Consider the following 22,927-nt stretch of genomic DNA (forward strand, 5'->3'; position numbering starts at 1 on the left):
ATATTGATAACTTTATTTTAACAATTGGGGGCGGCGTGGCGCTGCGTATTGCATTAACCGGTTTTCTGTCACTGGTCGTGGCGATGGGGATTGGGCGTTTCGCTTTTACGCCGCAGGTGCCGTTAATGGTGGGCGAAGGCCAGCTGACGCTGACCAGCGCGGGGCTGGTGGCTGCCGCTAACTATCTCGGTTATCTGCTGGGCGCATGGGACGCGATGCGCGCCCGGCGTCATGTGGAGTACCGTCTGCATGCGGGGGTCTGGGGAGCGGTACTATTGACGCTGGTGTCGGCGCTGGCGGACGGCCCGTGGTCGCACGGCGTGGTGCGCTTTGTGATTGGCTGCATGAGCGGCTGGGCGCTTGTGATGGCCGCGGGCTGGACCAATGAACAACTCGCCCATCACGGCAAGCCGGGCCTGAGCGCGGCGGTGTTTGCAGGGCCTGGGGTTGGCATCACGATAAGCGGTCTGCTGGCGGTCTGGATCCAGGGCGCGGCGTTAAGCGCGGCGCAGGGCTGGGTGATTTACGGCGTGCTGGCGCTGGCGCTGATTGCGCTTATCGCCCGGTATCTGCCCCGTAAAGGGCAACTGCATCGGGCGGATGCGCCGCCCGCGCCGCTGGTGCTGACGCCCGCGCTAAAACGGCTCGTCTGGAGCTACAGCCTTGCGGGCTACGGCTATATTTTGCCCGCAACGTTTTTATCGCAAATGGCGGCGGCGCGTTTTCCCGGCAGCCTTTTTGCGCAGTTCGTCTGGCCGGTGTTCGGCGCGGCGTCGGTGGTGGGGATTGCGCTCAGCATTCTCTGGCGAACACGCGGCACGGCGCCGCAGCGGCTCGCCGTTGTGCTCTGGCTCCAGGGGCTGGGTGTGCTGGCGGCCGCGCTGCTGCCGGGGCTGTCCGGGCTGGTGGTCGGGTCGCTGCTGGTCGGCGGCGGGTTCCTTTGCGCGGTGCAACTCTCGTTACAATGCGGGCGCGAGCTGGCACCACAGCACACCCGTTACCTGGCAGGGCTGCTCACCACCGGTTACGCGGTGGGGCAACTGGTCGGCCCCGTGACCTCCGCGCTCTCCAGCCACTTCACCGGCCAGCTGGAACCCGCGCTGTGGCTGGCGGGCGTGGCGCTGTTTGTCGGCGGCGCGCTGGTCTGGCGACGCGCCTGAAAGGCCACGACGATTTCAACAATTTCGCCCCGGCCACTGGATTATGTGCGTTAGCTCACGCACAATGAGCGCACGCTCAGCCCCGGCCGGGCAGAGTCTGGTTACACCTGCTGGAGAAAATAACAATGCCATCACTCAGTAAAGAAGCGGCCCTGGTTCATGAAGCGCTGGTCGCGCGCGGTCTGGAAACGCCGCTGCGTCCGCCAGTCAACGAACTGGATAACGAAACCCGCAAGCGCCTGATCGCAGGCCATATGACCGAAATTATGCAACTGCTTAATCTCGATCTGAGCGATGACAGCCTGATGGAAACCCCGCACCGCATCGCCAAGATGTACGTGGATGAAATCTTCTCCGGCCTCGATTACGCCAACTTCCCGAAAATCACCGTCATTGAAAATAAAATGAAGGTGGATGAGATGGTGACGGTGCGCGATATCACGCTGACCAGCACCTGCGAACACCATTTCGTGACCATCGACGGCAAAGCGACCGTCGCGTATATCCCGAAAGACGCGGTAATTGGCCTGTCTAAAATTAACCGCATCGTACAGTTCTTCGCCCAGCGCCCGCAGGTGCAGGAGCGTCTGACCCAGCAGGTGCTGGTGGCGCTGCAAACCCTGCTCGGCACCAATAACGTGGCGGTCTCCATTGACGCGGTGCACTACTGCGTGAAAGCGCGCGGCATCCGCGACGCCACCAGCGCCACCACCACAACGTCGCTCGGTGGGCTGTTTAAGTCCAGCCAGAACACGCGCCAGGAGTTTCTGCGCGCCGTGCGTCACCACAACGGCTAAGGCGCCAGGATGACGAGAAATATTACCCTCGACGCGGTACGCGGCCTGGCGATTCTCGGCATCCTTCTGCTCAATATCACCGCCTTTGGACTGCCGAAGGCGGCTTATCTCAATCCCGCCTGGTATGGCGCTATCACTGACCGCGACGCCTGGACATGGGCGCTGCTTGATCTCTTCGCGCAGGTCAAATTCCTCACGCTTTTCGCGCTGCTGTTCGGCGCCGGGCTGCAAATGCTGCTGCCGCGCGGCAAACGGTGGATCCAGGCGCGTCTGACGCTGCTGGTGCTGCTCGGGTTCATTCACGCGATTTTTATCTGGGACGGCGATATCCTCCTGGCTTACGGGCTGGTGGGGCTGGTCTGCTGGCGCATGGTGCGCGACGCCCAGAGCGTGAAGTCGCTGTTTAAAACCGGCGTGGTGCTCTATCTCATTGGCATTGCGGTGCTGCTGCTGCTCGGCATGATGTCCGGTGACAGCATGAACCGCTCCTGGACGCCGCAGGCGGGCGATCTGTTCTATGAGAAATTCTGGCGTCTCGAAGGCGGTATGGAAGCCATCCGCAATCGCCTCAATCTGCTCTCCTCGATGCTGCTGGCGCTCGGCGCGCAGTATGGCTGGCAACTGGCGGGCCTGATGCTGACCGGCGCGGCGCTGATGCGCAGCGGCTGGCTACGCGGCGAATTCAGCCAGCGGCACTACCGGCGCACGGGCTTCGGGCTGGTGGCGCTTGGCGTGGCGATTAACCTGCCGGCGATTATCGTTCAGTGGCGGCTCGGCTGGGATTACCGCTGGTGCGCGTTTATTCTTCAGGCGCCGCGCGAGCTCGGCGCGCCGCTTCAGGCGCTTGGCTATACGGCGCTGGTGTTCGGCTACTGGCCGTGGCTGGCGCGCCTGAGACTGATGACCGCCGTCGCCTGCGTGGGGCGGATGGCGCTCACCAACTATCTGCTGCAAAGCCTCATCTGCACCACGCTTTTTAACCACTTCGGCCTCTTTATGAAATTCGACCGGTTTGCGCTGCTGGCGTTTGTGCCGGCGGTCTGGGCGGTTAACCTTGTCTTTTCCGTGCTCTGGCTGCGCTACTTCCGTCAGGGGCCGCTGGAGTGGCTGTGGCGGCGTCTGACCCGCCTCGCCGCAGGCGCACCGCAATCCGCATCATCCAGATAACGATCTGGATCACAATCGTTAACAAATCGCATGTAACCGTTTCCAGCGCTGTGATGCGCTTCACGCAGCGCGTGGCAGCACACTGCCAGAATAGCCTCCTGACTTAACACAGGGGGTTTCTGTGAGACGCATTTCAGCTCTTCAGGGTGGTCGCCATGATCACCATTCGTGACGTCGCCCGTCTGGCAGGGGTTTCTGTCGCGACTGTCTCCCGGGTTCTCAATAACAGCGCACTGGTCAGCCCTGAAACGCGTGAAACGGTGATGCAGGCAGTGTCGCAGCTCGGCTATCGCCCGAATGCCAACGCGCAAGCGCTCGCCACGCAAGTCAGCGACACCATCGGCGTGGTGGTGATGGACGTTTCCGATCCCTTCTTCGGCGCGCTGGTGAAAGCGGTCGATGTGGTGGCGCAGCAGCATGGCAAATATGTGCTGATTGGCAACAGCTATCACGAGGCGGAAAAAGAGCGTCACGCCATTGAAGTGCTGATCCGCCAGCGGTGCAGCGCGCTTATCGTCCATGCCAAATCGCTCAGCGACGACGAGCTTTCGACCTTCCTTGAACAGGTGCCCGGCATGGTGCTGATTAACCGCATCGTGCCCGGCTACGCGCATCGCTGCGTCGGGCTTGATAACGTCACCGGCGCCATGATGGCGACGCGCATGCTGCAAAGCAGCGGCCATCAGCGCATCGGCTATCTCGCCTCCAGCCATCAGATTGACGATAACGATAAACGTCGCGAAGGGTGGCAGCGGGCGCTGGCTGACGACGGCGTACAGCCGCCGGAAAGCTGGGTCGGCACCGGTAGCCCGGATATGCAGGGCGGAGAGGCGGCGATGGTAGAGCTGCTGGGCCGCAACCTTCAGCTTACCGCCGTATTCGCCTATAACGACAGCATGGCGGCGGGCGCGCTGACGGCGCTGAAAGATAACGGCATCCTGGTGCCGCAGCATGTGTCAGTCATTGGTTTCGATGATATTCCGATTGCCCGTTACACCGACCCGCAGCTCACCACCGTGCGGTATCCTGTGGTCTCCATGGCGAAGCTCGCCACCGAGCTGGCGTTACAGGGAGCCGCAGGAGAGCTGGATCCGGGGGCGACGCACTGTTTCATGCCGACCCTAGTGCGGCGCCATTCCGTGGCGGCGAGACAAAGTGTGGCCCCGATCACTAGTTTATAAACCGGCGTGATGTAACCGCTTTCAATCTGTGAGTAAATTCACAGTATATTAACATTGCGCTGTCTATGATGACGGCGTCTCATGGGCCTGAAACATTATGTAACGGCGATTTAACACTGACGTTATCTGCCGGCCCGGAGCCACAAAAAAGCTTTACTGGAGCATTACCGAGCAAGGAAGAGTTTTTTATTAGTGAACTTCGGCATTCAGTAAGGCTTTTCTCCTTACCGTCCTGCCGCCCGTTTTTCACGATAGCTACCCTGCATAAAAACCGGAGATACCATGAATAAGAAGGTGTTGACCCTCTCTGCCGTTATGTCCTGCATGCTTTTTGGCACTGCTGCTCAGGCGGCCGACCGTATTGGCGTAACCATTTATAAATATGACGACAACTTTATGTCCGTCGTGCGCAAGGCGATTGAAAAAGAGGCTTCTGCGTCGTCCGACGTTCAGCTGCTGATGAACGACTCCCAGAACGACCAGTCCAAGCAGAACGATCAGATTGACGTCCTGCTGGCGAAAGGCGTCAAATCTCTGGCGATCAACCTGGTTGACCCGGCTGCCGCAGGCACCGTTATCGAAAAAGCGCGTGGGCAGAACATCCCTATCGTGTTCTTCAACAAAGAGCCGTCTCGCAAAGCGCTGGACAGCTATGACAAAGCCTATTATGTGGGCACCGACTCAAAAGAATCCGGCATTATCCAGGGCGATCTGATTGCCAAGCACTGGAAAGCCAACGCGGGCTGGGATCTTAACAAAGACGGTCAGATCCAGTACGTGCTGCTGAAAGGCGAACCGGGCCATCCGGATGCGGAAGCGCGTACTACCTACGTTATCAAAGAGTTGAACGACAAGGGCATCAAAACCCAGCAGCTGCAACTGGATACCGCCATGTGGGACACCGCTCAGGCCAAAGACAAAATGGACGCGTGGCTCTCTGGCCCGAACGCGAACAAAATCGAAGTGGTTATCGCGAACAACGACGCGATGGCGATGGGCGCGGTAGAAGCGCTGAAAGCGCATAACAAATCCGCTGTGCCGGTCTTCGGCGTGGATGCGCTGCCGGAAGCCCTGGCGCTGGTGAAATCTGGCGCGCTGGCCGGTACCGTACTGAACGATGCCAATAACCAGGCGAAAGCGACGTTTGACCTTGCCAAAAACCTGGCGGCAGGTAAAGGCGCGGCAGATGGCACCAACTGGAAAATTGAAAATAAAGTGGTGCGCATTCCTTACGTCGGCGTTGATAAAGACAACCTGGCGGAAATCACCGGTAAATAATAATTGCGAAGTTCTTACGGGGCGCCTTTTGCGCCCCTGTTAAGCCGTGCCATGCTCAGACAACACTCTCGCAGCCAGGTATAAATATGGTCAGCAATAATACGCAGTCGCCAGGCGAATACTTGTTGGAAATGACGAATATCAACAAGAGCTTCCCGGGCGTTAAGGCACTCGATAACGTGAATTTAAAAGTTCGCCCTCATTCTATTCATGCTCTGATGGGCGAGAATGGCGCGGGCAAGTCAACGTTATTAAAATGCCTTTTCGGGATCTACCAGAAAGATTCCGGCAGTATTCTCTTCCAGGGGAAAGAAATAGATTTCCATTCTGCCAAAGAAGCACTTGAGAATGGAATTTCGATGGTCCATCAGGAATTAAACCTGGTATTACAGCGTTCTGTAATGGACAACATGTGGCTCGGCCGTTATCCGACCAAAGGCATGTTTGTCGACCAGGAAAAAATGTTTCGTGATACCAAAGCGATTTTCGACGAGCTGGATATTGATATTGATCCGAAAGCTCGCGTGGGTACGCTTTCCGTATCGCAGATGCAGATGATTGAAATCGCCAAAGCGTTTTCTTATGACGCCAAAATCGTCATCATGGATGAACCGACGTCTTCGCTGACTGAGAAAGAAGTTAATCATCTGTTTAAGATTATCCGCAAGCTGAAAGAGCGCGGCTGCGGCATCGTTTATATTTCCCACAAAATGGAAGAGATCTTCCAGCTGTGCGATGAAATCACCATTCTGCGCGACGGTCAGTGGATCGCCACTCAGCCGCTCGACGGGCTGGATATGGATAAGATCATCGCCATGATGGTGGGTCGTTCGCTTAACCAGCGCTTCCCGGATCGTGAAAACAAGCCCGGCGAAGTGATCCTTGAGGTACGCAATCTGACCTCGCTGCGCCAGCCGTCTATTCGCGACGTCTCTTTTGATCTGCATAAAGGCGAGATTCTCGGCATTGCGGGGCTGGTGGGCGCGAAACGTACCGATATCGTGGAAACGTTATTTGGTATCCGTGAAAAATCTGGCGGTACGATTAGTCTGCATGGCAAAAAGATTAATAACCATAACGCGAATGAGGCCATTAATAATGGTTTCGCGCTGGTGACCGAGGAGCGCCGCTCAACGGGGATCTATGCTTATCTGGATATCGGCTTCAACTCCCTGATTTCCAATATTCGCAACTACAAAAGCAAAATCGGTTTGCTGGACAATTCCCGCATGAAAAGCGATACCCAGTGGGTCATTGACTCGATGCGCGTAAAAACGCCGGGCCATCGCACCCAGATAGGTTCGCTTTCCGGCGGTAACCAGCAGAAGGTTATTATTGGGCGCTGGCTGCTGACCCAGCCGGAAATATTAATGCTCGATGAACCGACCCGCGGGATTGACGTAGGCGCGAAATTTGAAATCTATCAGCTCATTGCCGAGCTTGCGAAAAAGGGCAAGGGGATCATTATTATCTCCTCTGAAATGCCTGAGCTGTTAGGGATAACTGACCGTATTCTGGTAATGAGCAATGGCCTCGTTTCCGGGATTGTTGACACCAAAACGACGACGCAAAACGAAATTCTGCGTCTTGCGTCTTTGCACCTTTAATATCAGGGGCTCCTCATGAGTGCGTTAAATAAGAAGAGTTTTCTCACTTATCTGAAAGAAGGCGGTATTTACGTCGTCCTTTTAGTGTTGCTGGCCATTATTATTTTCCAGGACCCAACGTTTTTAAGCCTGCTGAACTTAAGTAACATTCTTACCCAGTCATCGGTGCGTATTATTATCGCGCTTGGCGTGGCGGGGCTGATTGTCACCCAGGGCACCGACCTCTCCGCAGGGCGTCAGGTGGGTCTGGCGGCGGTGGTGGCGGCGACGCTGCTGCAATCGATGGAAAACGCCAACAAGGTGTTCCCGGAGATGGCGACCATGCCGATCCCGCTGGTGATCCTGATTGTTTGCGCTATCGGCGCCGTGATTGGTCTGATTAACGGCATTATCATCGCGTACCTGAACGTCACGCCGTTTATCACTACCCTGGGCACGATGATTATCGTTTACGGTATCAACTCGCTCTATTACGACTTCGTGGGCGCATCGCCGATTTCCGGCTTCGACAGCGGTTTCTCGACCTTTACGCAGGGCTTTGTGGCGCTCGGCAGCTTCAGACTCTCCTACATTACATTCTACGCGCTGATTGCCGTGGCGTTTGTCTGGATCCTGTGGAACAAAACCCGCTTCGGTAAGAACATTTTCGCCATCGGCGGCAACCCGGAAGCGGCGAAAGTCTCCGGCGTCAACGTGGCGTTGAACCTGCTGATGATTTATGCGCTCTCCGGCGTGTTCTACGCCTTCGGCGGGCTGCTGGAAGCGGGCCGTATCGGCTCTGCCACCAACAACCTGGGCTTTATGTATGAGCTTGACGCCATCGCCGCGTGCGTGGTGGGCGGGGTCTCCTTCAGCGGCGGCGTGGGTACGGTGCTGGGCGTCGTGACCGGTGTGATAATCTTTACCGTAATTAACTACGGTCTGACCTATATCGGCATCAACCCGTACTGGCAGTACATCATCAAGGGCGCGATTATCATCTTCGCGGTTGCCCTGGATTCGCTGAAATACGCGCGTAAAAAATAACTGTTGTTTGTCATACCGAAAAAGCCTCCGCCAGCGGGGGCTTTTTTTATGGGGCAGGGGCGCGGGTTTATGTGGGGCGGCTTTTCACATGCAAGGGGCGCTTTACTTACGTGTCTCCCTGAAAATCTCAATGCCGCTTTAGGCCTGGAGCGGGTAAGCATAGCGCTCCACCTTTACCCGTTACGCTTACTTCTTCTTCTGCAACTCAAGCATCTGTTCCGGCGTCACTGCGGGATAGCCCTGCGCGTCGTCGGGCACTTCGTGAAGGGCGGGGATAGGCACCAGCGGGCCGAGAAAGCGCGGTTCGCGTTTGAAGATATAGAGATCCGCGAGCGCGCCTAAACGCGCGCCAAACTCACGCACCCGTACCGACAGCATATTTTTCGGCGACGGCACGGCGTAACACTGCGCCTGAATCCCCATATGCAGCGCGATAAACAGCGCGCGCTCGCAATGGAAGCGCTGGGTAATGATGATGAAGTCGTTAGTATCGAACACGCGCCGCGTACGCACGATGGAATCGAGCGTGCGGAAACCGGCGTAATCCAGCACGATATCCGCCGGATCGACGCCTGCGGCGATTAAATCTTTGCGCATCGTCATCGGCTCGTTATAGCTCTGCTGGGCATTATCGCCGCTCAGCAGCAGATAATTCACCTTGCCGCTGTTATAGGCGTTCAGCGCGCCCTGAATGCGGTAGCGGTAATACTGGTTAATCACGCCGGTGCGGTAATACTTGGCGGTGCCGAGCACCACGCCCACCTGACGCCACGGCAAATCCTGCAGCTCGTCATAGACATAAGGCGCGGTTTTCCAGCTAATCCAGCGGTCAAGCAGCAGCGCCGTTAACAGCAGTACGCCAATCAGGGCCAGCAGGCTGTATAACAAACGCTTTAACATTCAGGCAGCTCGAAGCAATAAGGAAAGAGACTCAAGGCTACTTTACCCGTCGGGCAAGAGCAAGAATCGAACGTCCGGTTGAAGCATTTTTCGTCGCTGCGGGCAGGGCGCCCGCAGCGGTGGATCAGGCGAGCGCTATCAGCTTGAGGTCGGCAAAGCCCAGCGCATTCAGCGTCGCGGCGGTGGCGTCGCGCTGTACAATGGTCGCATCGCTGCGCTCGGCAAGCATCGCGCGCTGAATGTCATGCCAGCCGTAGCCGTTCAGGCTCAGCAGATTCAGCGCGGCCTGTAACGGCGGCAGCGACGGATTGAACGCGGCGTTTTCAGCGTAGCTGCCGGTAAACACCGCGCCATCGCGGGTTTCAATGGCGAGCCCGGAAGGCGACTGGCTGTAAGGCGCATGGCTGCGGTTCGCTGCGGCGATAGCCGCCTGGGTCAGCGCGTCGCCGTGCAGCGCATAGCCGTGGTTTTCGGTATCGAAAATCAGCGTCTTGATATCCAGATCGCGCGGGCCGAAGGCGTCCGGCAGGTAATCGCCCAGTTTTGACGGCGCGCGGCCCGGCAGGTTAATACGCAGCGTCAGCCCGCTGTTGAGCTCATTCATAAACTGACGGCAGTGGCCGCACGGCGTGTAATTAACGGTAATGGCCGCAAGGCCAGCTTCACCGCGCATCCACGCATGGGTGATAGCACTCTGTTCGGCGTGAACGGTCTGCTGCATCGCCGCGCCGCGAAATTCCATATTGGCGCCGAAATAGAGCGCGCCGCTCAGGCCGCGCGCTACGGCGCCAACGTTAAAGTGGGATATTTCAGTTTGCGCGCAGGCGGCGGCCAGGGGCAGCAGCGCGAAGGCCAGCGCGTCGTCATCCAGTCCGCTCTGGCGGCGAATTTCAGCAACCTGTTCGGCGCTGAACATCGCCGGAAAATGGGGATCGGCAAGCAGCGGAGCCAGAGCGGCTTGCAGCGCAGCCGGCAGCTGTGCGAAGGCAGTTTCAAAACGTGGGTGCATGGCAAAGCCTCAAATAAGTAACCGGAACCGTAGTTTACGGCGCTCCTGAGGCTTTATATGTGATTTAACTCTCACTGGCTATGCAACAAATGAAATTTAAAAAGAAAATGCGCGACGTATCGCAAGTTTTAACGCCATAACGCCAGAATCAGCGGGAACAGGAACGGTGCCACCAGCGACGTGATAATCCCGCAAATCACCAGCGCCAGCGAGCTGAACGCGCCTTCCTGGTAATCCAGTTCCGCGCAGCGCGCCGTGCCGAGGGCATGCGAGGCAGTGCCCATCGCCAGCCCGCGCGCCGATTTGGTTTTAATGCGCATTACGTTCAGCAGCGCGTGGCCGAAAACAGCGCCAAGGATGCCGACGAAAATCACGCACACCGCGCTGATGGCCGGAATGCCGCCAAGGCTGCCGCCCACGGCCATCGCAATCGGCGTGGTAACGGATTTGGGCAGGACTGATGCCGCGATTTCCGGGCTTGCGCCCATCAACAACGCAATAGAGGTGCCCGTCACCATCGCCACCACGCTGCCTGCAAAGCAGATGGTAATGATGGACTTCCAGCGCGCGCGGATCTGGTGCAGTTGTTCATACAGCGGGAACGCCAGCGCCACCACGGCGGGTTGCAGCAGATCGTTCAACACACGGCTGCCCTGGAAATAGCGTTCATACGAAATACCCGTCAGCATCAGGAAGGGGATCAGCACGACCATACAGACCAGCAGCGGGTTCAGCAGCGGGCTTTTCAGCCGCGCGGCAAGCTTACGGGCGGCGAAAAACACCAGCAGCGTCAGCGGCAGGGACCACCAGATATTCTGGATCATTTTTCACGGCTCCTTTTCTGACCAATCACTTTGCGCTCGCCGTGCGCCAGATGCGAGCTCCAGCTCACCACCATAAACACCACCAGCGTACTGATAAAACAGGAGACCACCACCGGCCCGAACTGCGCCTGCAGTACGTCGAAATACTGCATCACGCCGATACCCACCGGCACAAACAGCAGCGCCATGTAACGGATCAGCAGATGACAGGCGGGCTGCACCCATTTCGCGGGGAGGATCTGAAACGCGAGCAGCAGAAAAAGGATCAGCATGCCGATGATACTGCCGGGGATCGTAATCGGCAGCAGCGCAGCGAGCGCGATGCCTGCATAAAGACAGGCGTAAATCAAAATAAAAGCGCGTACCAGTTGCCAGAGAGAAGTCAGCATTGTGCTCATAGAGGGTAACCTTTAACCGAACGCATTCATCATACAATTAAATCTAAAACTGTGCTACCGATCACAGGCGTCTCCTGAGCATACCTAAACTTTTCGGCGGGCGCTCTTTTACACTCTGACGCCGCGCCAGCGCATTCCCTTCGCGATGGGGAGGCGCTACCATAGCGCCTCTTTTTTTAGCGGGTAGCGTTATGCGTGTTTTACTGGCGCCGATGGAAGGCGTGCTTGATTCTCTGGTGCGTGAACTGCTCACCGGGGTGAATGATTACGATCTCTGCATCACGGAGTTTCTGCGCGTGGTGGATAGCCTGCTGCCGGTAAAGTCGTTTTATAAACTCTGCCCGGAACTCCATAACGAGAGCCGCACGCCGTCCGGTACGCGGGTGCGGGTGCAACTGCTCGGCCAGCATCCGCAGTGGCTGGCTGAGAACGCCGCCCGCGCGGTGGCGCTCGGCTCGTGGGGCGTCGATCTTAACTGCGGCTGCCCGTCGAAGCTGGTGAACGGCAGCGGCGGCGGCGCCACGCTGTTAAAAGATCCCGACCTTATCTATCGCGGCGCGAAGGCGATGCGCGAAGCGGTGCCCGCGCATCTGCCGGTTACGGTAAAAATTCGTCTCGGCTGGGACAGCGGCGCGCGGCGCTTTGAAATCGCCGACGCTGTACAGCAGGCCGGCGCCACGGAGCTGGTGGTGCACGGGCGCACCAAAGAGGATGGCTATAAAGCGGAGCGTATCAACTGGCAGGCCATCGGCGAGATCCGCGAACGCCTCTCTATTCCGGTTATCGCCAATGGCGAAATCTGGGACTATGCCAGCGCTCAGGCCTGTCTCGCGGCGACGGGCTGCGAGTCGATTATGATTGGTCGCGGTGCGCTCAACGTGCCGAATTTAAGCCGCGTTATCAAATATAACGAGCCGCGCATGCCGTGGCCGGATGTGGTAAAGCTGCTGCAAAAATATACCCGGCTGGAGAAGCAGGGCGACACGGGCATGTATCACGTGGCGCGCATTAAACAGTGGCTCGGCTATCTGCGTAAAGAGTACGCCGAGGCGACGGAACTTTTCAGCGAGATCCGCGCGCTGACCACCTCAGCGGCTATCGCGCAGGCGATCAACCGCCACTGATTGTCTCGCCGCTCGCCAGCAGCGTGCGAATAAACCCGCGCAGCCACATCAGCGCCGGATCGCTGTTATGGCGCTGATGCCAGAGCAGCGCCACGTCAAACGGCGGCACGTCCAGCGGCACCGGGCTTGCGGCAAGCCCCCACGCCGTCTGCCACGGGTCGCACAGGCCCGCAGGCACCGTGGCGAGCGCGGGCATTTGCATCAGCAGCCCTGGCAGGCCGGCAAAATGCGGGGTGGTATAGCAGACGTTGCGGCGCTCGCCCTGGCGTGCCAGCAGGGTATCTATCAGGCTACTCGTCGCCTCGCGGTACGTCACCATCAGATGTGGTTCACGCACGTAATCGGCAAGCGTCAGCGGCGTGTTAAGCGTAAGCTGCGACGGGTGCCAGAGCGTGACGAAAGGCATACTCACCAGCACCTCGCGCTCCTGCCAGCGCGGCCCGGGCGACGCCACGCTTATCGCCATATCCAGCTCGCCTTCTTCCAGACGGCGCGTGTCGTTAAACGGCGAGCTCGCCACCACGCTCAGGCGCAGACCTGGTGCCGCTTCGCGCAGCGCCGGGATCAGCTGCGGCATCAGCCACATCTCCACCCAGTCAGTCATGCCAAGCGTAATGGTGGCGCTCGCCTGCTGCGGATGAAAATCGGCCTGCTGGAACAGTGCTGACTGGAGCTGCTCCAGCAGCGGCATCAGCTCGGCGTGCAGGGCGACGGCCCGCGCGGTCGGTTGCATCCGGTGGCCGCTGCGGATAAACAGCGGATCGTCGAACATATCGCGCAGGCGCGAGAGCGCGCCGCTCACGGCGGGCTGGCCGAGATGCAGTTTATCAGCCGCCATCGATACGCTCTGCTCGCGAAACAGCACGGCGAAAGCGATCAACAGATTGAGATCGATTTTACGAAAATCGTTTTCTTTGATAGTCATTATGGCTCCAATCAATTGGAGTGATAGTATTCCGGCGTTGATACTTCGGCAAGGCAAATCACCTGGAGAAACACGATGAAAATCACTGCCGCCTTGCTGGCGCTTTTTAGCGTCACCTTTACCGCGCACGTCAGTGCCGCCCCGCTCGCCGTTAACCCGGCGCAGGCGCCGGGCTATTACCGCATGATGCTGGGCGACTGGCAGATAACGGCCGTCTCCGACGGCACCGTGACCATTCCGACGGATAAACTCTTAACCCGCATCACGCCACAGGCGCTCAATGCGCGGCTCGCCGACGACGCGCTGACCTCGCAGGTTGAAACCTCGATTAACACCTATGTCATCAACACCGGCGACACGCTGATTCTGGTGGATACCGGCGCAGGCCCGCTGATGGGCGACGCGGGCGGTCATCTGCCAGAGAATCTGCGCGCTGCGGGTATCGATCCTGCGCAAATCGACACCGTCCTGCTGACGCACGTGCATGGCGATCACTCCGGCGGCGTGCAGCGCGACGGCAAGCTGGTCTTCCCGAACGCCACCGTGCGGGTGGATCAGCGCGATGTCGATCTCTGGCTAAATCCCGCCCGGAAAAACGAGGTGGAAGAGAGCCAGCGCCACACCTTTGCGGAATCCGAACGTTCGCTGCGCCCGGTCATTGACGCGGGCAAACTGAGCACGTTCCGCGCGCCAACGCAGATTATGCCAGGCATTGAGGCGCTGCCCGCGCCCGGCCACACGCCCGGCAGCGTTATCTACAAAGTGAGCCGCGGCGGCGAAACACTGCTGCTGTGGGGCGATATTATTCATGTCAAAGCGGTGCAGATGCCGCAGCCTCAGGTGGCTATCCATTTTGACGTCAACCAGGACGGCGCGGTGGCAACGAGAGAGAAAACCCTGAAAATGGCAGCGCAAAGCAACGCCTGGGTCGCGTCGGCGCATATCGCGTTTCCGGGGATCGGTAAGATAAAAGCGCAGGGAGAAGGGTATCGCTGGGTGCCGGTTAACTACAGCAGCCACGGCGCGCAATAACAGAATGGGCGCCGCGGACAGGCGGCGCCCGGTAGATCAGAAGATCATCTTAAACACGCCCGTAACCACCAACAGCCCAATCAGAAAAATAATCAGTACCGCCCACAGAATATATTTCATCGCCACTCCTTATTGTCTTTGCGGGATCCTGTTGATCCATGAAGGTAATTATCAGTATAGAAGCTCCTGCCGGGGCGGCAGAAAAAAGTGCAGATTGCGTTAGCCTGCCAGTCGGCGCTGAATTTTCAGGCATCGCTATACTTAACGCTTTACCGCAACTACCCGGAGGCACCATGCGTTCTGCAAACAAAGTGGCGATTGTCACCGCGTCAGATTCTGGCATCGGCAAGAAGTGTGCGATTTTCCTGGCGAAGCAGGGTTTTGATATTGGCATCACCTGGCATAGCGATGACGAAGGCGCGAAAGAGACGGCGCGTGAAGTGGAAAGCCTGGGGCGGCGCGCTGAGCTTATCCAGCTCAACCTCAGCAACCTGCCGGAAGGCGCGAATGCCATTCAGGAGCTGATCGACCGCTTCGGGCGTATTGACGCGCTGGTCAATAACGCGGGCGCGATGATCAAAGCCCCGTTTCTGGAGATGACGTTCGACGAATGGCGCAGTATCCAGACGGTGGATGTCGACGGCGCGTTTCTCTGCTCGCAGATTGCCGCGAAGGCGATGGTGAAACAGGGGCAGGGCGGGCGCATCGTCAATATCACCTCGGTGCATGAGCACACGCCGCTGCCGGAGGCGAGCGCGTACACCGCCGCCAAACATGCGCTCGGCGGGTTAACCAAATCGATGGCGCTGGAGCTGGTTGAGCATAACATTCTGGTGAACGCCGTGGCGCCGGGCGCTATCGCCACGCCGATGAATGACATGAAAGAAGGCGACGCGACGCCCGGCTCCATGCCGAATATTCCGCTGGCGCGCCCTGGCGAAACCGAGGAGATAGCCAGCATCGTCGCGTGGCTCTGCTCCGAGGGCGCCACCTATACCACCGGCCAGTCGTTTATCATCGACGGCGGTTTTACGCTGGTGAACCCGCAGTTTAAAGCGCAGGCGTCTTAATCCTCTTTGCTGCTGCGCTTATGCCACAGCCAGCGTAGCAGCAGGACAATCCCCACCGCCAGCGCCACCCAAATCAGCTGTTTGAGGTGATGATCGAGCCGATGCAGCCAGGGCTCGATCACTTCACCACCCAGATACCCCAGCGTGGTAAACAGACTCGCCCAGACCACCGCGCCGAGAATATTGAGCGGCAGAAAAAGCTTCGGCGGGATATGGCTCGCGCCAATCAGCAGCGGCCCGATAATGCGAAAACCGTACATAAAGCGGGTGCCAATCACAAACCACGCCGGATGGCGCTGGATAAGTTGTTGGGCGCGCGTAATTTGCTTCTGCTTGCGGGAAAAGCGTCCCAGGGCGCGGGTGCCAAAGCGGCGTCCTGCGAGATAAAGCAACTGGTCGCCTATCATGCCGCCGAGCGCGACTACCAGCACCACCAGCGGAAAATGCAGCAGCCCCTGATGCGCCGCCACGCCGCCCAGTAGCGTCACCGTCTCCCCCTCCGCCAGGCTGCCGAAAAACAGCGTCAGATAACCGTACTGCTCAATCAGGTTATTGATATCCATGAATCAAAAATGCTCCCGTTTGCGTTGCCTGCGTTCGCGACATGCGCGAAACCAGAAGTATAACGCGCTCGCCGCGCCTTGCCCGGCCAACCGCCCGCGCGTTTTTGTGCTGTTTACTTTTTAATCTATGGGGCTGAATTATACTTAAAGCACCCGTTCCGGGCGGTCTGTGTCAGGGGGCGTTATGAACCATGTCTGGGGGCTTTTAGCCCATCCCTTTCGCGAAATGCAGGTGATTCGCCGCGAAAACGAAACCGTGTCGCATCACTATACTCACCACGTGCTCATCATGGCGGCGATCCCCGTGATTTGCGCGTTTATCGGCACCACCCAGATTGGCTGGGATTTCGGTGACGGCAACGTGGTCCGGCTGTCGCTGTTTACCGGTTTTTATCTGGCGGTGTTGTTCTATGCGCTGATGCTGGCGGGCGTCGCCATTATGGGCCGTGTTATCAGGTGGATGGCGCGTGACCTCCCGCATCGTCCGTCGCTGGCAAGCTGTATGGTCTTTGCGGGTTATGTGGCGACGCCGCTTTTTCTAAGCGGCGTCGTGGCGCTCTATCCGCTGGTGTGGCTCTGCGGGCTGGTGGGCACACTGGCGCTGCTCTATACCGGGTATCTGCTTTACGTCGGTATCCCGGCGTTTCTCAGTATCAACGAGGAAGAGGGGCTGCGTTTTTCCGGTTCGACGCTCGCTATCGGCGTCCTGCTGCTGGAAGTGCTGCTGGCGCTGACCGTACTGCTCTGGGGCTACGGCTATCATCTGTTCTGACGCGAGCCGCCGGTGTAAAAACCGGCGGTGCCGCAGCGTGCACTGAATCTCCTGTAGCGGGAAACGCGAAGGCCGGAGTATCATGCCCGCGCCAGCCATCAATAGTTATTATCATTGGTGGCGGTGCGTTTGATTACGCGCGTGAATTATTTTCCGAACTTTCGCCATGTCGACAAAAATTCGTCTTTCCCTGTTAAGTCTTGCGCTACTGCTGACCGCGCCGCTTTCCACGCCCGCGCTCGCCGCCGCGAAAGCGGCCGCGCCCTCTGTGTCCGCCGCCGAGCCGCAAATCGCCTCCGGCAGCGCCATGATAGTCGATCTGCGCACGAATGAAGTGCTGTTCTCAAGCCATCCGGACCTGGTGCGTCCGATTGCGTCTATTACCAAAGTGATGACCGCAATGGTGGTGCTCGACGCCAGCCTGCCGCTTGATGAGAAGCTGACGGTAGATATCAGCCACACGCCGGAGATGAAAGGCGTCTATTCACGGGTGCGGTTAAACAGCCAGATCAGCCGTAAAAATATGTTGCTGCTGGCGCTGATGTCGTCGGAAAACCGCGCGGCGGCGAGCCTTGCGCACCACTATCCGGGCGGTTACGACGCGTTTATCCGCGCCATGAATGCCAAAGCCAAAGCGCTCGGCATGCGCAACACACGCTTTGTGGAGCCGACGGGGCTTTCCATACACAACGTCTCGACGGCGCGCGATCTCACCAAACTTCTGATTGCCACCAAACAGTATCCGCTGATTGGTCAGCTCAGCACCACGCGCGAAGAGATGGCGACCTTCTCCAACCCGCCGTATACGCTGCCGTTTCGCAACACCAACCATCTGGTCTATCGCGACAACTGGAATATACAGCTGACCAAAACCGGTTTTACCAACGCGGCGGGGCACTGCCTGGTGATGCGTACGCTGATAAAAAACCGCCCGGTGTCGCTGGTGGTGATGGACGCGTTCGGCAAGTACACCCATTTCGCCGACGCCAGCCGTCTGCGCACCTGGCTTGAAACCGGCAAGGCGCAACCGGTGCCTGAAGCGGCGCTTGCCTATAAGCGCCAGAAAGCGGCGCAGATGGCGAACAACAGCGCCGAATAAGTTATTCCGGCAGCGTCCAGTCTCCCTGATTGAGCGGACGCTGCATAATCAGCGTGTCGCGCCAGCCGCCGAACTTAAAACCGACGCTGCGCAAATTCCCCACCACTTCAAACCCCAGCAGCCGGTGCAGCCGCGTCGAGCCGCGGTTATTCTCGCCATCGCCTATCACCGCCATCAGTTGCCGCCACGGCCCCTGCTCGCAGCGCTCGATCAGCGCCTGCAACAGACGGCTGCCGATGCCGCGACCGGTCACGCTGGCGTCGATGTAAATGGATTCTTCAAGGGTGTAACGATACGCGGGGCGCGGGCGCCAGGGCGAGGCGTAGCTGTAGCCAACCACGATGCCGTCGAGTTCCGCCACCAGCCACGGCAGGCCCTGATCCGTCACGTTTTTCACGCGCGCGGTCATCTCAGCGAGCGTCGGCACGGTTTCTTCAAACGAGGCGCGACCGTGTTCGACATGCCAGCCATAAATCACGCGGATGGCTTCGATATCCCCCGGCGTGACGTCCCGAATCGCGGCCTTCGACGCCGTGAGATGTTCCACAACAGCCATACCTGTATCCTCTGAAAACATACCGCCGGAGGGCTCCGGCGGTATGGGGGATATATTATGCCTGCGCTTAAAAAGAAAACAGCCTGCCAGAATCAGCGGGAGGCGCTGTCCGTTGGCGTTTGTGCGATCCCGGCGGATTCGCCCCAGTATTTCTGCTTCGACGTTTTGCCGATGCCGGGGTTCATGCTGTTGGTCGGGTCATTGGCCTTATAAAATAGTTTTAAGCTCTCCGGCGCTTCATAGAGATGGCCGACGTTATGCTCCGCCGGGTATTGCGCGCCGCGCGCGCGCAGCAGCGCCAGCATCTCTTCTTTGAGCGCATGGACGTCCACCCCTTTTTTAACAATGTAATCCTGATGGAAGACATGGCAGAAGAAGTGGCCGTAATAGAGCTTATGCACCAGCTTGCTGTCGATTTCCGGCGGCAAATGCTCGAACCATTCGGTGTCGTTACGGCGCAGCGCGATATCCAGCGCCAGAATATCTTCTACTTCGTCGGCATGTACCGCGTGGTAGCGCACCGCCGCGCCCGCCGCCGCAAAGCGATGCAGAAACGCCTTGCTGCCTTCTTCCGCCGTACAGGCGAAGAAATCGCCTTCGGCCTCTTTAAAGAACGCGGTCAGCCAGCTGCGCGCCTCTTCGATACCTTCGCCCGCCATTTTCAGCAGCAGATGATGCTCATATTTATCGCGCCAGCTTTTCATGCGCGGCGGCAGGTGGCCGGGGAACAGCCCCCCCAGTTTTTGCATCACGCGGTCGGTAAAGTGCGGTTTGACGAACGGCACTTTCTCAAGCCAGGCGTCGGTGCGGCCTTTGGCGGTAAAGAAGAACGGCATTTTGTCAGTACCGAGCTTGTTGATCATCAGGAAGGTGTCTTTCCCGTAGCGCTCGGCGATGTCGTAGATGTCGCGGTGCATATATTCGCCCGCGACCGGCAGGCTCTGGAAATTCGCGAGAATATGGCGGCGGATCTGCGTCAGGACGTCAGGCTGATTGGTGCCAATATAAAACACCTCCTGGCGCTTTTCAGCCTCGAACGTATCAAGACGCACCGCGAACACCGCGAGTTTCCCGGCACAGCCGGACGCCTCAAACAGCCGCTCCGGGTTGGCGTTATAGCGCGCCGGGCTGTCAGCCTCGATATCGCGCACGCGCTCAATGTAGTGACGGTCAGAGGCCTGGCGCTCGTCGTGGCGCACCGCGGCGGGGTCGATACGGTCATCATCCAGGCGGCCCAGGATCTGCTCCGGCGTCTGGCCGAGATCGATGCCCAGATGGTTAACGAGGCGCAGCCGCCCGGTGTCGTCTATCTGCGCGAACAGCGCCATTTCGGTATACGCGGGGCCGCGATGCACCAGCGCGCCGCCGGAGTTATTGCAGATGCCGCCCATCACCGAGGCGCCGATACAGGAAGAGCCAATCACCGAGTGCGGCTCGCGCCCGAGCGGCTTTAACGCGCGCTCCAGCTGCCAGAGCGTGGTGCCGGGGTAAGCCAGGATCTGCTCGCCCTTATCCAGCAGGTGCAGCTTATCGAGGCGCAGCGTGCTGATAATAATAATGTCGCGATCGTAGTCGTTGCCGTTCGGCGTCGAGCCTTCGGTCAGGCCGGTATTAGCCGCCTGCATCAGAATAATTTTGTCGGCGGCGACGCAAACTTCCAGAACGCGCCATAATTCCAGCAGCGTACCGGGAAAGACAACGGCCAGCGCCTCGCCCTGGCCTGAGCGAAAGCCTTTGCGGTAACGGGCGGTTTTGGCCGGGTCGGTGAGAAGATGGCTGGCGCCGGTGATGCGGGTCAGCTCCGCGATAACCTCATGGTTACCGGAGGTTGATGTCAGGATCATGTTCCACTCCTTGTGGCAGAGAAAAACGCACGTCTCTAAGCATAGCCGTGAATTCGCGACGAGTCCGAAAAGGTTGAAAAATCAGCGTATAAACTTGCGTTTGGCTTCTTCCCTGCTAAGGCTTATGGCACACTGCACACCTTAATCTTTGTGGCGGCAACGTTGCGGCCGCGTCTAAAAGAGAGTTAATCCTATGAAATGGCTTTGTTCTGTGGGTATGGCCGTGAGCCTTGCGCTGCAACCGGCCCTGGCGTCTGAACAGTTCGGCGATCATCCGCTGACGCCCGAAGCGCGGGATGCGTTCGTGACCGATTTACTCAAAAAAATGACGGTCGATGAGAAAATTGGCCAGCTGCGCCTGATTAGCGTGGGGCCGGATAACCCGAAAGAAGCGATTCGGGACATGATTAAAGAGGGACAGGTCGGCGCGATTTTCAATACCGTGACCCGTCCGGATATCCGCGCGATGCAGGATCAGGTGATGCAGTTAAGCCGCCTGAAAATCCCGCTGTTTTTTGCCTACGATGTGCTGCACGGTCAGCGCACCATTTTCCCGAACAGCCTGGGCCTGGCGTCTACCTTTAACCTCGACGCGGTGAAAACCGTGGGCCGCGTGTCGGCGTATGAAGCCGCCGACGACGGTCTGAATATGACCTGGGCGCCGATGGTCGACGTGACGCGCGACCCGCGCTGGGGTCGCGGCTCGGAGGGGTTCGGCGAAGATACCTATCTCACCAGCATGATGGGCAAAACCATGGTGGAGTCGATGCAGGGCAAAAGCCCGGCGGACCGCTACTCGGTCATGACCAGCGTGAAACACTTCGCCGCTTACGGCGCCGTGGAGGGCGGTAAAGAGTACAACACCGTTGATATGAGCTCCCAGCGCCTGTTTAACGACTACATGCCGCCGTACAAAGAGGCGCTCGACGCGGGCAGCGGCGGCGTGATGATTGCGCTTAACTCCCTGAACGGCACCCCGGCGGCGTCCGATGGCTGGCTGCTAAAAGATCTGCTGCGCGGCGACTGGGGCTTTAAAGGCATTACCATTTCCGACCACGGCGCGATTAAAGAGCTTATCAAACACGGTACGGCATCCGGCCCGGAAGACGCAGTGCGCGTGGCGATTAAATCCGGCGTCGATATGAGCATGGCGGATGAGTATTACAGCAAATATCTGCCGGATCTTATCAAGAGCGGCAAAGTGACAATGGCCGAACTTGACGACGCCACCCGTCACGTGCTGAACGTCAAATATGACATGGGGCTGTTTAACGATCCGTACAGTCATCTGGGGCCGAAAGAATCCGACCCGAAAGACACCAACGCCGAGAGCCGCCTGCACCGCGACGACGCGCGTCGCGTGGCACGCGAAAGCCTGGTGCTGCTGAAAAACCGCCTGGAGACGCTGCCGCTGAAAAAATCCGGCACTATCGCGGTGGTCGGGCCGCTCGCTGACAGCAAGCGCGACATGATGGGCAGCTGGTCAGCGGCGGGCGTGGCGGATCAGTCCGTGACGCTGCTGCAGGGCATGAAAAACGTGGCGGGCGATAAAGCGAAAATTCTCTTCGCCAAAGGCGCGAACGTCACCGACGATAAAGGTATTGTCGACTTCCTGAATCTCTACGAGCCGGCTGTGGTCGTGGATAAACGCACGCCGAAGGAAATGATCGACGAGGCGGTGAACGTCGCGAAGCAGTCAGACGTGGTCGTGGCAGTGGTCGGCGAAGCCCAGGGCATGGCCCATGAGGCGTCCAGCCGTACTGACCTGACCATTCCGCAGAGCCAGCGCGATCTGATTAGCGCGCTGAAAGCGACCGGCAAACCGCTGGTGCTGGTGCTGATGAATGGCCGCCCGCTGGCGCTGGTGAAAGAAGATCAGCAGGCGGACGCGATCCTGGAAACCTGGTTTGCCGGGACCGAAGGCGGTAACGCCATCGCCGACGTGCTCTTTGGCGACTATAACCCGTCGGGCAAGCTGCCAATTTCCTTCCCGCGCTCGGTCGGCCAGATCCCGGTCTACTACAGCCACCTCAACACGGGCCGCCCGTACAACCCGGAAAAACCGAACAAATACACTTCGCGCTACTTTGACGAAGCCAACGGCCCGCTGTACCCGTTCGGTTATGGCCTGAGCTACACCACGTTCAGCGTGTCCGACGTGAAGCTCTCCGCGCCGACCATGAAACGTGACGGCAAAGTGACCGCCAGCGTGACGGTGACCAACACCGGCAAACGCGAGGGCGCGACGGCGGTGCAGATGTATCTTCAGGACGTTACGGCGTCCATGAGTCGTCCGGTGAAACAGCTGCGCGGTTTTGAGAAAGTGACGCTCAAGCCTGGCCAAAGCCAGACCGTCAGCTTCCCGATCGACGTCGAGGCGCTGAAATTCTGGAACCAGCGTATGAAATATGACGCCGAGCCTGGCAAGTTTAATGTCTTTATCGGGCTTGATTCCGCCCGCGTGAAGCAGGGCGAATTCGAACTGCTGTAAACGGTTGTTGAAAGTCAGAGGGCCGGGAAACCGGCCCTTTTTTATGCCGTTTTTCTTCCAAAAAATGCCATTTCCCGTCTTTTCCCTCCGCCCGTAACATTTAT

21 protein-coding genes are annotated in these 22,927 nt (G+C 58.5%); 13 read left to right on the plus strand and 8 right to left on the minus strand.

Annotated features, from left to right (window positions below; all coding sequences use genetic code 11):
- Positions 1 to 35 precede the first annotated feature (35 nt).
- The 7 genes from BJP61_RS07910 to mglC all read left to right on the plus strand — a co-directional run bounded on the left by BJP61_RS07910 (position 36) and on the right by mglC (position 8,216).
- Positions 36 to 1,160 carry a YbfB/YjiJ family MFS transporter gene (locus BJP61_RS07910; RefSeq protein WP_171999273.1) on the plus strand — a complete coding sequence of 375 codons (1,125 nt, stop codon included), beginning with the start codon at positions 36 to 38 and terminating at the stop codon, positions 1,158 to 1,160.
- Positions 1,161 to 1,285: 125 nt separating this feature from the next.
- Positions 1,286 to 1,957, plus strand: coding sequence for a GTP cyclohydrolase I FolE (gene folE / locus BJP61_RS07915; RefSeq protein WP_004387461.1), 672 nt, complete (start codon positions 1,286 to 1,288; stop codon positions 1,955 to 1,957).
- A 9-nt stretch (positions 1,958 to 1,966) separates the two neighbouring features.
- Positions 1,967 to 3,124, plus strand: coding sequence for a DUF418 domain-containing protein YeiB (gene yeiB / locus BJP61_RS07920; protein WP_038861808.1), 1,158 nt, complete (start codon positions 1,967 to 1,969; stop codon positions 3,122 to 3,124).
- A gap of 155 nt (positions 3,125 to 3,279) precedes the next feature.
- Positions 3,280 to 4,305 (plus strand): HTH-type transcriptional regulator GalS, encoded by a 1,026-nt coding sequence (gene galS, locus BJP61_RS07925; protein ID WP_038861813.1) that lies wholly within the window; start codon positions 3,280 to 3,282, stop codon positions 4,303 to 4,305.
- A 282-nt stretch (positions 4,306 to 4,587) separates the two neighbouring features.
- A complete protein-coding gene (gene mglB / locus BJP61_RS07930) occupies positions 4,588 to 5,583 on the plus strand; it encodes a galactose/glucose ABC transporter substrate-binding protein MglB (RefSeq protein WP_038861814.1) in 996 nt (331 codons plus the stop codon).
- An 86-nt stretch (positions 5,584 to 5,669) separates the two neighbouring features.
- On the plus strand, positions 5,670 to 7,190 hold the full coding sequence (gene mglA, locus BJP61_RS07935) for a galactose/methyl galactoside ABC transporter ATP-binding protein MglA (protein WP_171998107.1): 1,521 nt from the start codon (positions 5,670 to 5,672) through the stop codon (positions 7,188 to 7,190).
- A 15-nt stretch (positions 7,191 to 7,205) separates the two neighbouring features.
- The gene (mglC, locus tag BJP61_RS07940) at positions 7,206 to 8,216 is read left to right on the plus strand and encodes a galactose/methyl galactoside ABC transporter permease MglC (RefSeq protein WP_038861817.1); all 1,011 of its coding nucleotides are present in this window, start codon (positions 7,206 to 7,208) and stop codon (positions 8,214 to 8,216) included.
- A 186-nt stretch (positions 8,217 to 8,402) separates the two neighbouring features.
- Here mglC and sanA read toward each other — a convergent pair whose 3' ends face one another.
- From sanA to BJP61_RS07960, 4 genes are all read right to left on the minus strand, one after another.
- Complete coding sequence (gene sanA / locus BJP61_RS07945) at positions 8,403 to 9,116, minus strand: outer membrane permeability protein SanA (protein ID WP_007675908.1); 714 nt, start codon at positions 9,114 to 9,116, stop codon at positions 8,403 to 8,405.
- A 124-nt stretch (positions 9,117 to 9,240) separates the two neighbouring features.
- The gene (gene cdd, locus BJP61_RS07950) at positions 9,241 to 10,125 is read right to left on the minus strand and encodes a cytidine deaminase (protein ID WP_171998108.1); all 885 of its coding nucleotides are present in this window, start codon (positions 10,123 to 10,125) and stop codon (positions 9,241 to 9,243) included.
- Positions 10,126 to 10,253: 128 nt separating this feature from the next.
- On the minus strand, positions 10,254 to 10,949 hold the full coding sequence (locus tag BJP61_RS07955; protein ID WP_038861821.1) for a CidB/LrgB family autolysis modulator: 696 nt from the start codon (positions 10,947 to 10,949) through the stop codon (positions 10,254 to 10,256).
- Positions 10,946 to 11,347, minus strand: a complete 402-nt coding sequence (locus BJP61_RS07960; protein WP_075192805.1) for a CidA/LrgA family protein — start codon at positions 11,345 to 11,347, stop codon at positions 10,946 to 10,948. The genes BJP61_RS07955 and BJP61_RS07960 overlap by 4 nt, the downstream gene beginning before the upstream one ends.
- A 191-nt stretch (positions 11,348 to 11,538) precedes the next feature.
- On the opposite strand from BJP61_RS07960, the gene dusC reads away from it, so the two are divergent.
- Complete coding sequence (dusC, locus tag BJP61_RS07965; protein ID WP_038861826.1) at positions 11,539 to 12,471, plus strand: tRNA dihydrouridine(16) synthase DusC; 933 nt, start codon at positions 11,539 to 11,541, stop codon at positions 12,469 to 12,471.
- Here the strand turns inward: dusC and BJP61_RS07970 are convergent.
- On the minus strand, positions 12,458 to 13,396 hold the full coding sequence (locus BJP61_RS07970) for a LysR family transcriptional regulator (protein ID WP_171998109.1): 939 nt from the start codon (positions 13,394 to 13,396) through the stop codon (positions 12,458 to 12,460). The two genes, dusC and BJP61_RS07970, sit on opposite strands and share 14 nt — an antisense overlap.
- A 75-nt stretch (positions 13,397 to 13,471) precedes the next feature.
- Between BJP61_RS07970 and BJP61_RS07975 the strand changes: the two genes are divergently transcribed.
- Positions 13,472 to 14,428 (plus strand): MBL fold metallo-hydrolase, encoded by a 957-nt coding sequence (locus BJP61_RS07975; RefSeq protein ID WP_171998110.1) that lies wholly within the window; start codon positions 13,472 to 13,474, stop codon positions 14,426 to 14,428.
- A 293-nt stretch (positions 14,429 to 14,721) separates the two neighbouring features.
- Positions 14,722 to 15,498 carry an SDR family oxidoreductase gene (locus tag BJP61_RS07985; RefSeq protein WP_038861836.1) on the plus strand — a complete coding sequence of 259 codons (777 nt, stop codon included), beginning with the start codon at positions 14,722 to 14,724 and terminating at the stop codon, positions 15,496 to 15,498.
- Here BJP61_RS07985 and BJP61_RS07990 read toward each other — a convergent pair.
- Positions 15,495 to 16,061 carry a DedA family protein gene (locus tag BJP61_RS07990; protein ID WP_161581362.1) on the minus strand — a complete coding sequence of 189 codons (567 nt, stop codon included), beginning with the start codon at positions 16,059 to 16,061 and terminating at the stop codon, positions 15,495 to 15,497. The genes BJP61_RS07985 and BJP61_RS07990 overlap by 4 nt on opposite strands.
- A 184-nt stretch (positions 16,062 to 16,245) precedes the next feature.
- On the opposite strand from BJP61_RS07990, the gene BJP61_RS07995 reads away from it, so the two are divergent.
- Together BJP61_RS07995 and pbpG are read left to right on the plus strand one after the other, a co-directional pair.
- Positions 16,246 to 16,833, plus strand: a complete 588-nt coding sequence (locus BJP61_RS07995; protein WP_171998111.1) for a Yip1 family protein — start codon at positions 16,246 to 16,248, stop codon at positions 16,831 to 16,833.
- A gap of 166 nt (positions 16,834 to 16,999) precedes the next feature.
- Positions 17,000 to 17,932, plus strand: a complete 933-nt coding sequence (pbpG, locus tag BJP61_RS08000) for a D-alanyl-D-alanine endopeptidase (protein WP_038861841.1) — start codon at positions 17,000 to 17,002, stop codon at positions 17,930 to 17,932.
- A 1-nt stretch (position 17,933) separates the two neighbouring features.
- On the opposite strand, the gene BJP61_RS08005 is transcribed toward pbpG, so the two are convergent.
- Positions 17,934 to 18,488: a GNAT family N-acetyltransferase gene (locus BJP61_RS08005; RefSeq protein ID WP_075192810.1), complete on the minus strand. Its 555-nt coding sequence runs from the start codon at positions 18,486 to 18,488 to the stop codon at positions 17,934 to 17,936.
- Positions 18,489 to 18,580: 92 nt separating this feature from the next.
- A complete protein-coding gene (gene dld, locus BJP61_RS08010; protein WP_075192811.1) occupies positions 18,581 to 20,332 on the minus strand; it encodes a D-lactate dehydrogenase in 1,752 nt (583 codons plus the stop codon).
- A 193-nt stretch (positions 20,333 to 20,525) separates the two neighbouring features.
- Here dld and bglX point away from each other — a divergent pair, with 193 nt between their 5' ends.
- Positions 20,526 to 22,823: a beta-glucosidase BglX gene (bglX, locus tag BJP61_RS08015; RefSeq protein ID WP_038861847.1), complete on the plus strand. Its 2,298-nt coding sequence runs from the start codon at positions 20,526 to 20,528 to the stop codon at positions 22,821 to 22,823.
- Positions 22,824 to 22,927: the final 104 nt, after the last annotated feature.

Source organism: Cronobacter sp. JZ38, assembly GCF_008932145.1.
Classification (GTDB): Bacteria; Pseudomonadota; Gammaproteobacteria; order Enterobacterales; family Enterobacteriaceae; genus Cronobacter; species Cronobacter muytjensii.

What these genes read in the sequence shown, in the direction of transcription:
- BJP61_RS07970 (WP_171998109.1), bottom strand. Translation starts at nt 13,396, where the DNA reads ATGACTATCAAAGAAAACGATTTTCGTAAAATCGATCTCAATCTGTTG.
- galS (WP_038861813.1), top strand. Translation starts at nt 3,280, where the DNA reads ATGATCACCATTCGTGACGTCGCCCGTCTGGCAGGGGTTTCTGTCGCG.
- dusC (WP_038861826.1), top strand. Translation starts at nt 11,539, where the DNA reads ATGCGTGTTTTACTGGCGCCGATGGAAGGCGTGCTTGATTCTCTGGTG.
- mglC (WP_038861817.1), top strand. Translation starts at nt 7,206, where the DNA reads ATGAGTGCGTTAAATAAGAAGAGTTTTCTCACTTATCTGAAAGAAGGC.
- pbpG (WP_038861841.1), top strand. Translation starts at nt 17,000, where the DNA reads ATGTCGACAAAAATTCGTCTTTCCCTGTTAAGTCTTGCGCTACTGCTG.
- BJP61_RS07985 (WP_038861836.1), top strand. Translation starts at nt 14,722, where the DNA reads ATGCGTTCTGCAAACAAAGTGGCGATTGTCACCGCGTCAGATTCTGGC.
- BJP61_RS07990 (WP_161581362.1), bottom strand. Translation starts at nt 16,061, where the DNA reads ATGGATATCAATAACCTGATTGAGCAGTACGGTTATCTGACGCTGTTT.
- BJP61_RS07960 (WP_075192805.1), bottom strand. Translation starts at nt 11,347, where the DNA reads ATGAGCACAATGCTGACTTCTCTCTGGCAACTGGTACGCGCTTTTATT.
- mglA (WP_171998107.1), top strand. Translation starts at nt 5,670, where the DNA reads ATGGTCAGCAATAATACGCAGTCGCCAGGCGAATACTTGTTGGAAATG.
- BJP61_RS07975 (WP_171998110.1), top strand. Translation starts at nt 13,472, where the DNA reads ATGAAAATCACTGCCGCCTTGCTGGCGCTTTTTAGCGTCACCTTTACC.
- yeiB (WP_038861808.1), top strand. Translation starts at nt 1,967, where the DNA reads ATGACGAGAAATATTACCCTCGACGCGGTACGCGGCCTGGCGATTCTC.
- BJP61_RS07955 (WP_038861821.1), bottom strand. Translation starts at nt 10,949, where the DNA reads ATGATCCAGAATATCTGGTGGTCCCTGCCGCTGACGCTGCTGGTGTTT.
- BJP61_RS07995 (WP_171998111.1), top strand. Translation starts at nt 16,246, where the DNA reads ATGAACCATGTCTGGGGGCTTTTAGCCCATCCCTTTCGCGAAATGCAG.
- sanA (WP_007675908.1), bottom strand. Translation starts at nt 9,116, where the DNA reads ATGTTAAAGCGTTTGTTATACAGCCTGCTGGCCCTGATTGGCGTACTG.
- folE (WP_004387461.1), top strand. Translation starts at nt 1,286, where the DNA reads ATGCCATCACTCAGTAAAGAAGCGGCCCTGGTTCATGAAGCGCTGGTC.
- cdd (WP_171998108.1), bottom strand. Translation starts at nt 10,125, where the DNA reads ATGCACCCACGTTTTGAAACTGCCTTCGCACAGCTGCCGGCTGCGCTG.
- bglX (WP_038861847.1), top strand. Translation starts at nt 20,526, where the DNA reads ATGAAATGGCTTTGTTCTGTGGGTATGGCCGTGAGCCTTGCGCTGCAA.
- mglB (WP_038861814.1), top strand. Translation starts at nt 4,588, where the DNA reads ATGAATAAGAAGGTGTTGACCCTCTCTGCCGTTATGTCCTGCATGCTT.
- dld (WP_075192811.1), bottom strand. Translation starts at nt 20,332, where the DNA reads ATGATCCTGACATCAACCTCCGGTAACCATGAGGTTATCGCGGAGCTG.
- BJP61_RS08005 (WP_075192810.1), bottom strand. Translation starts at nt 18,488, where the DNA reads ATGGCTGTTGTGGAACATCTCACGGCGTCGAAGGCCGCGATTCGGGAC.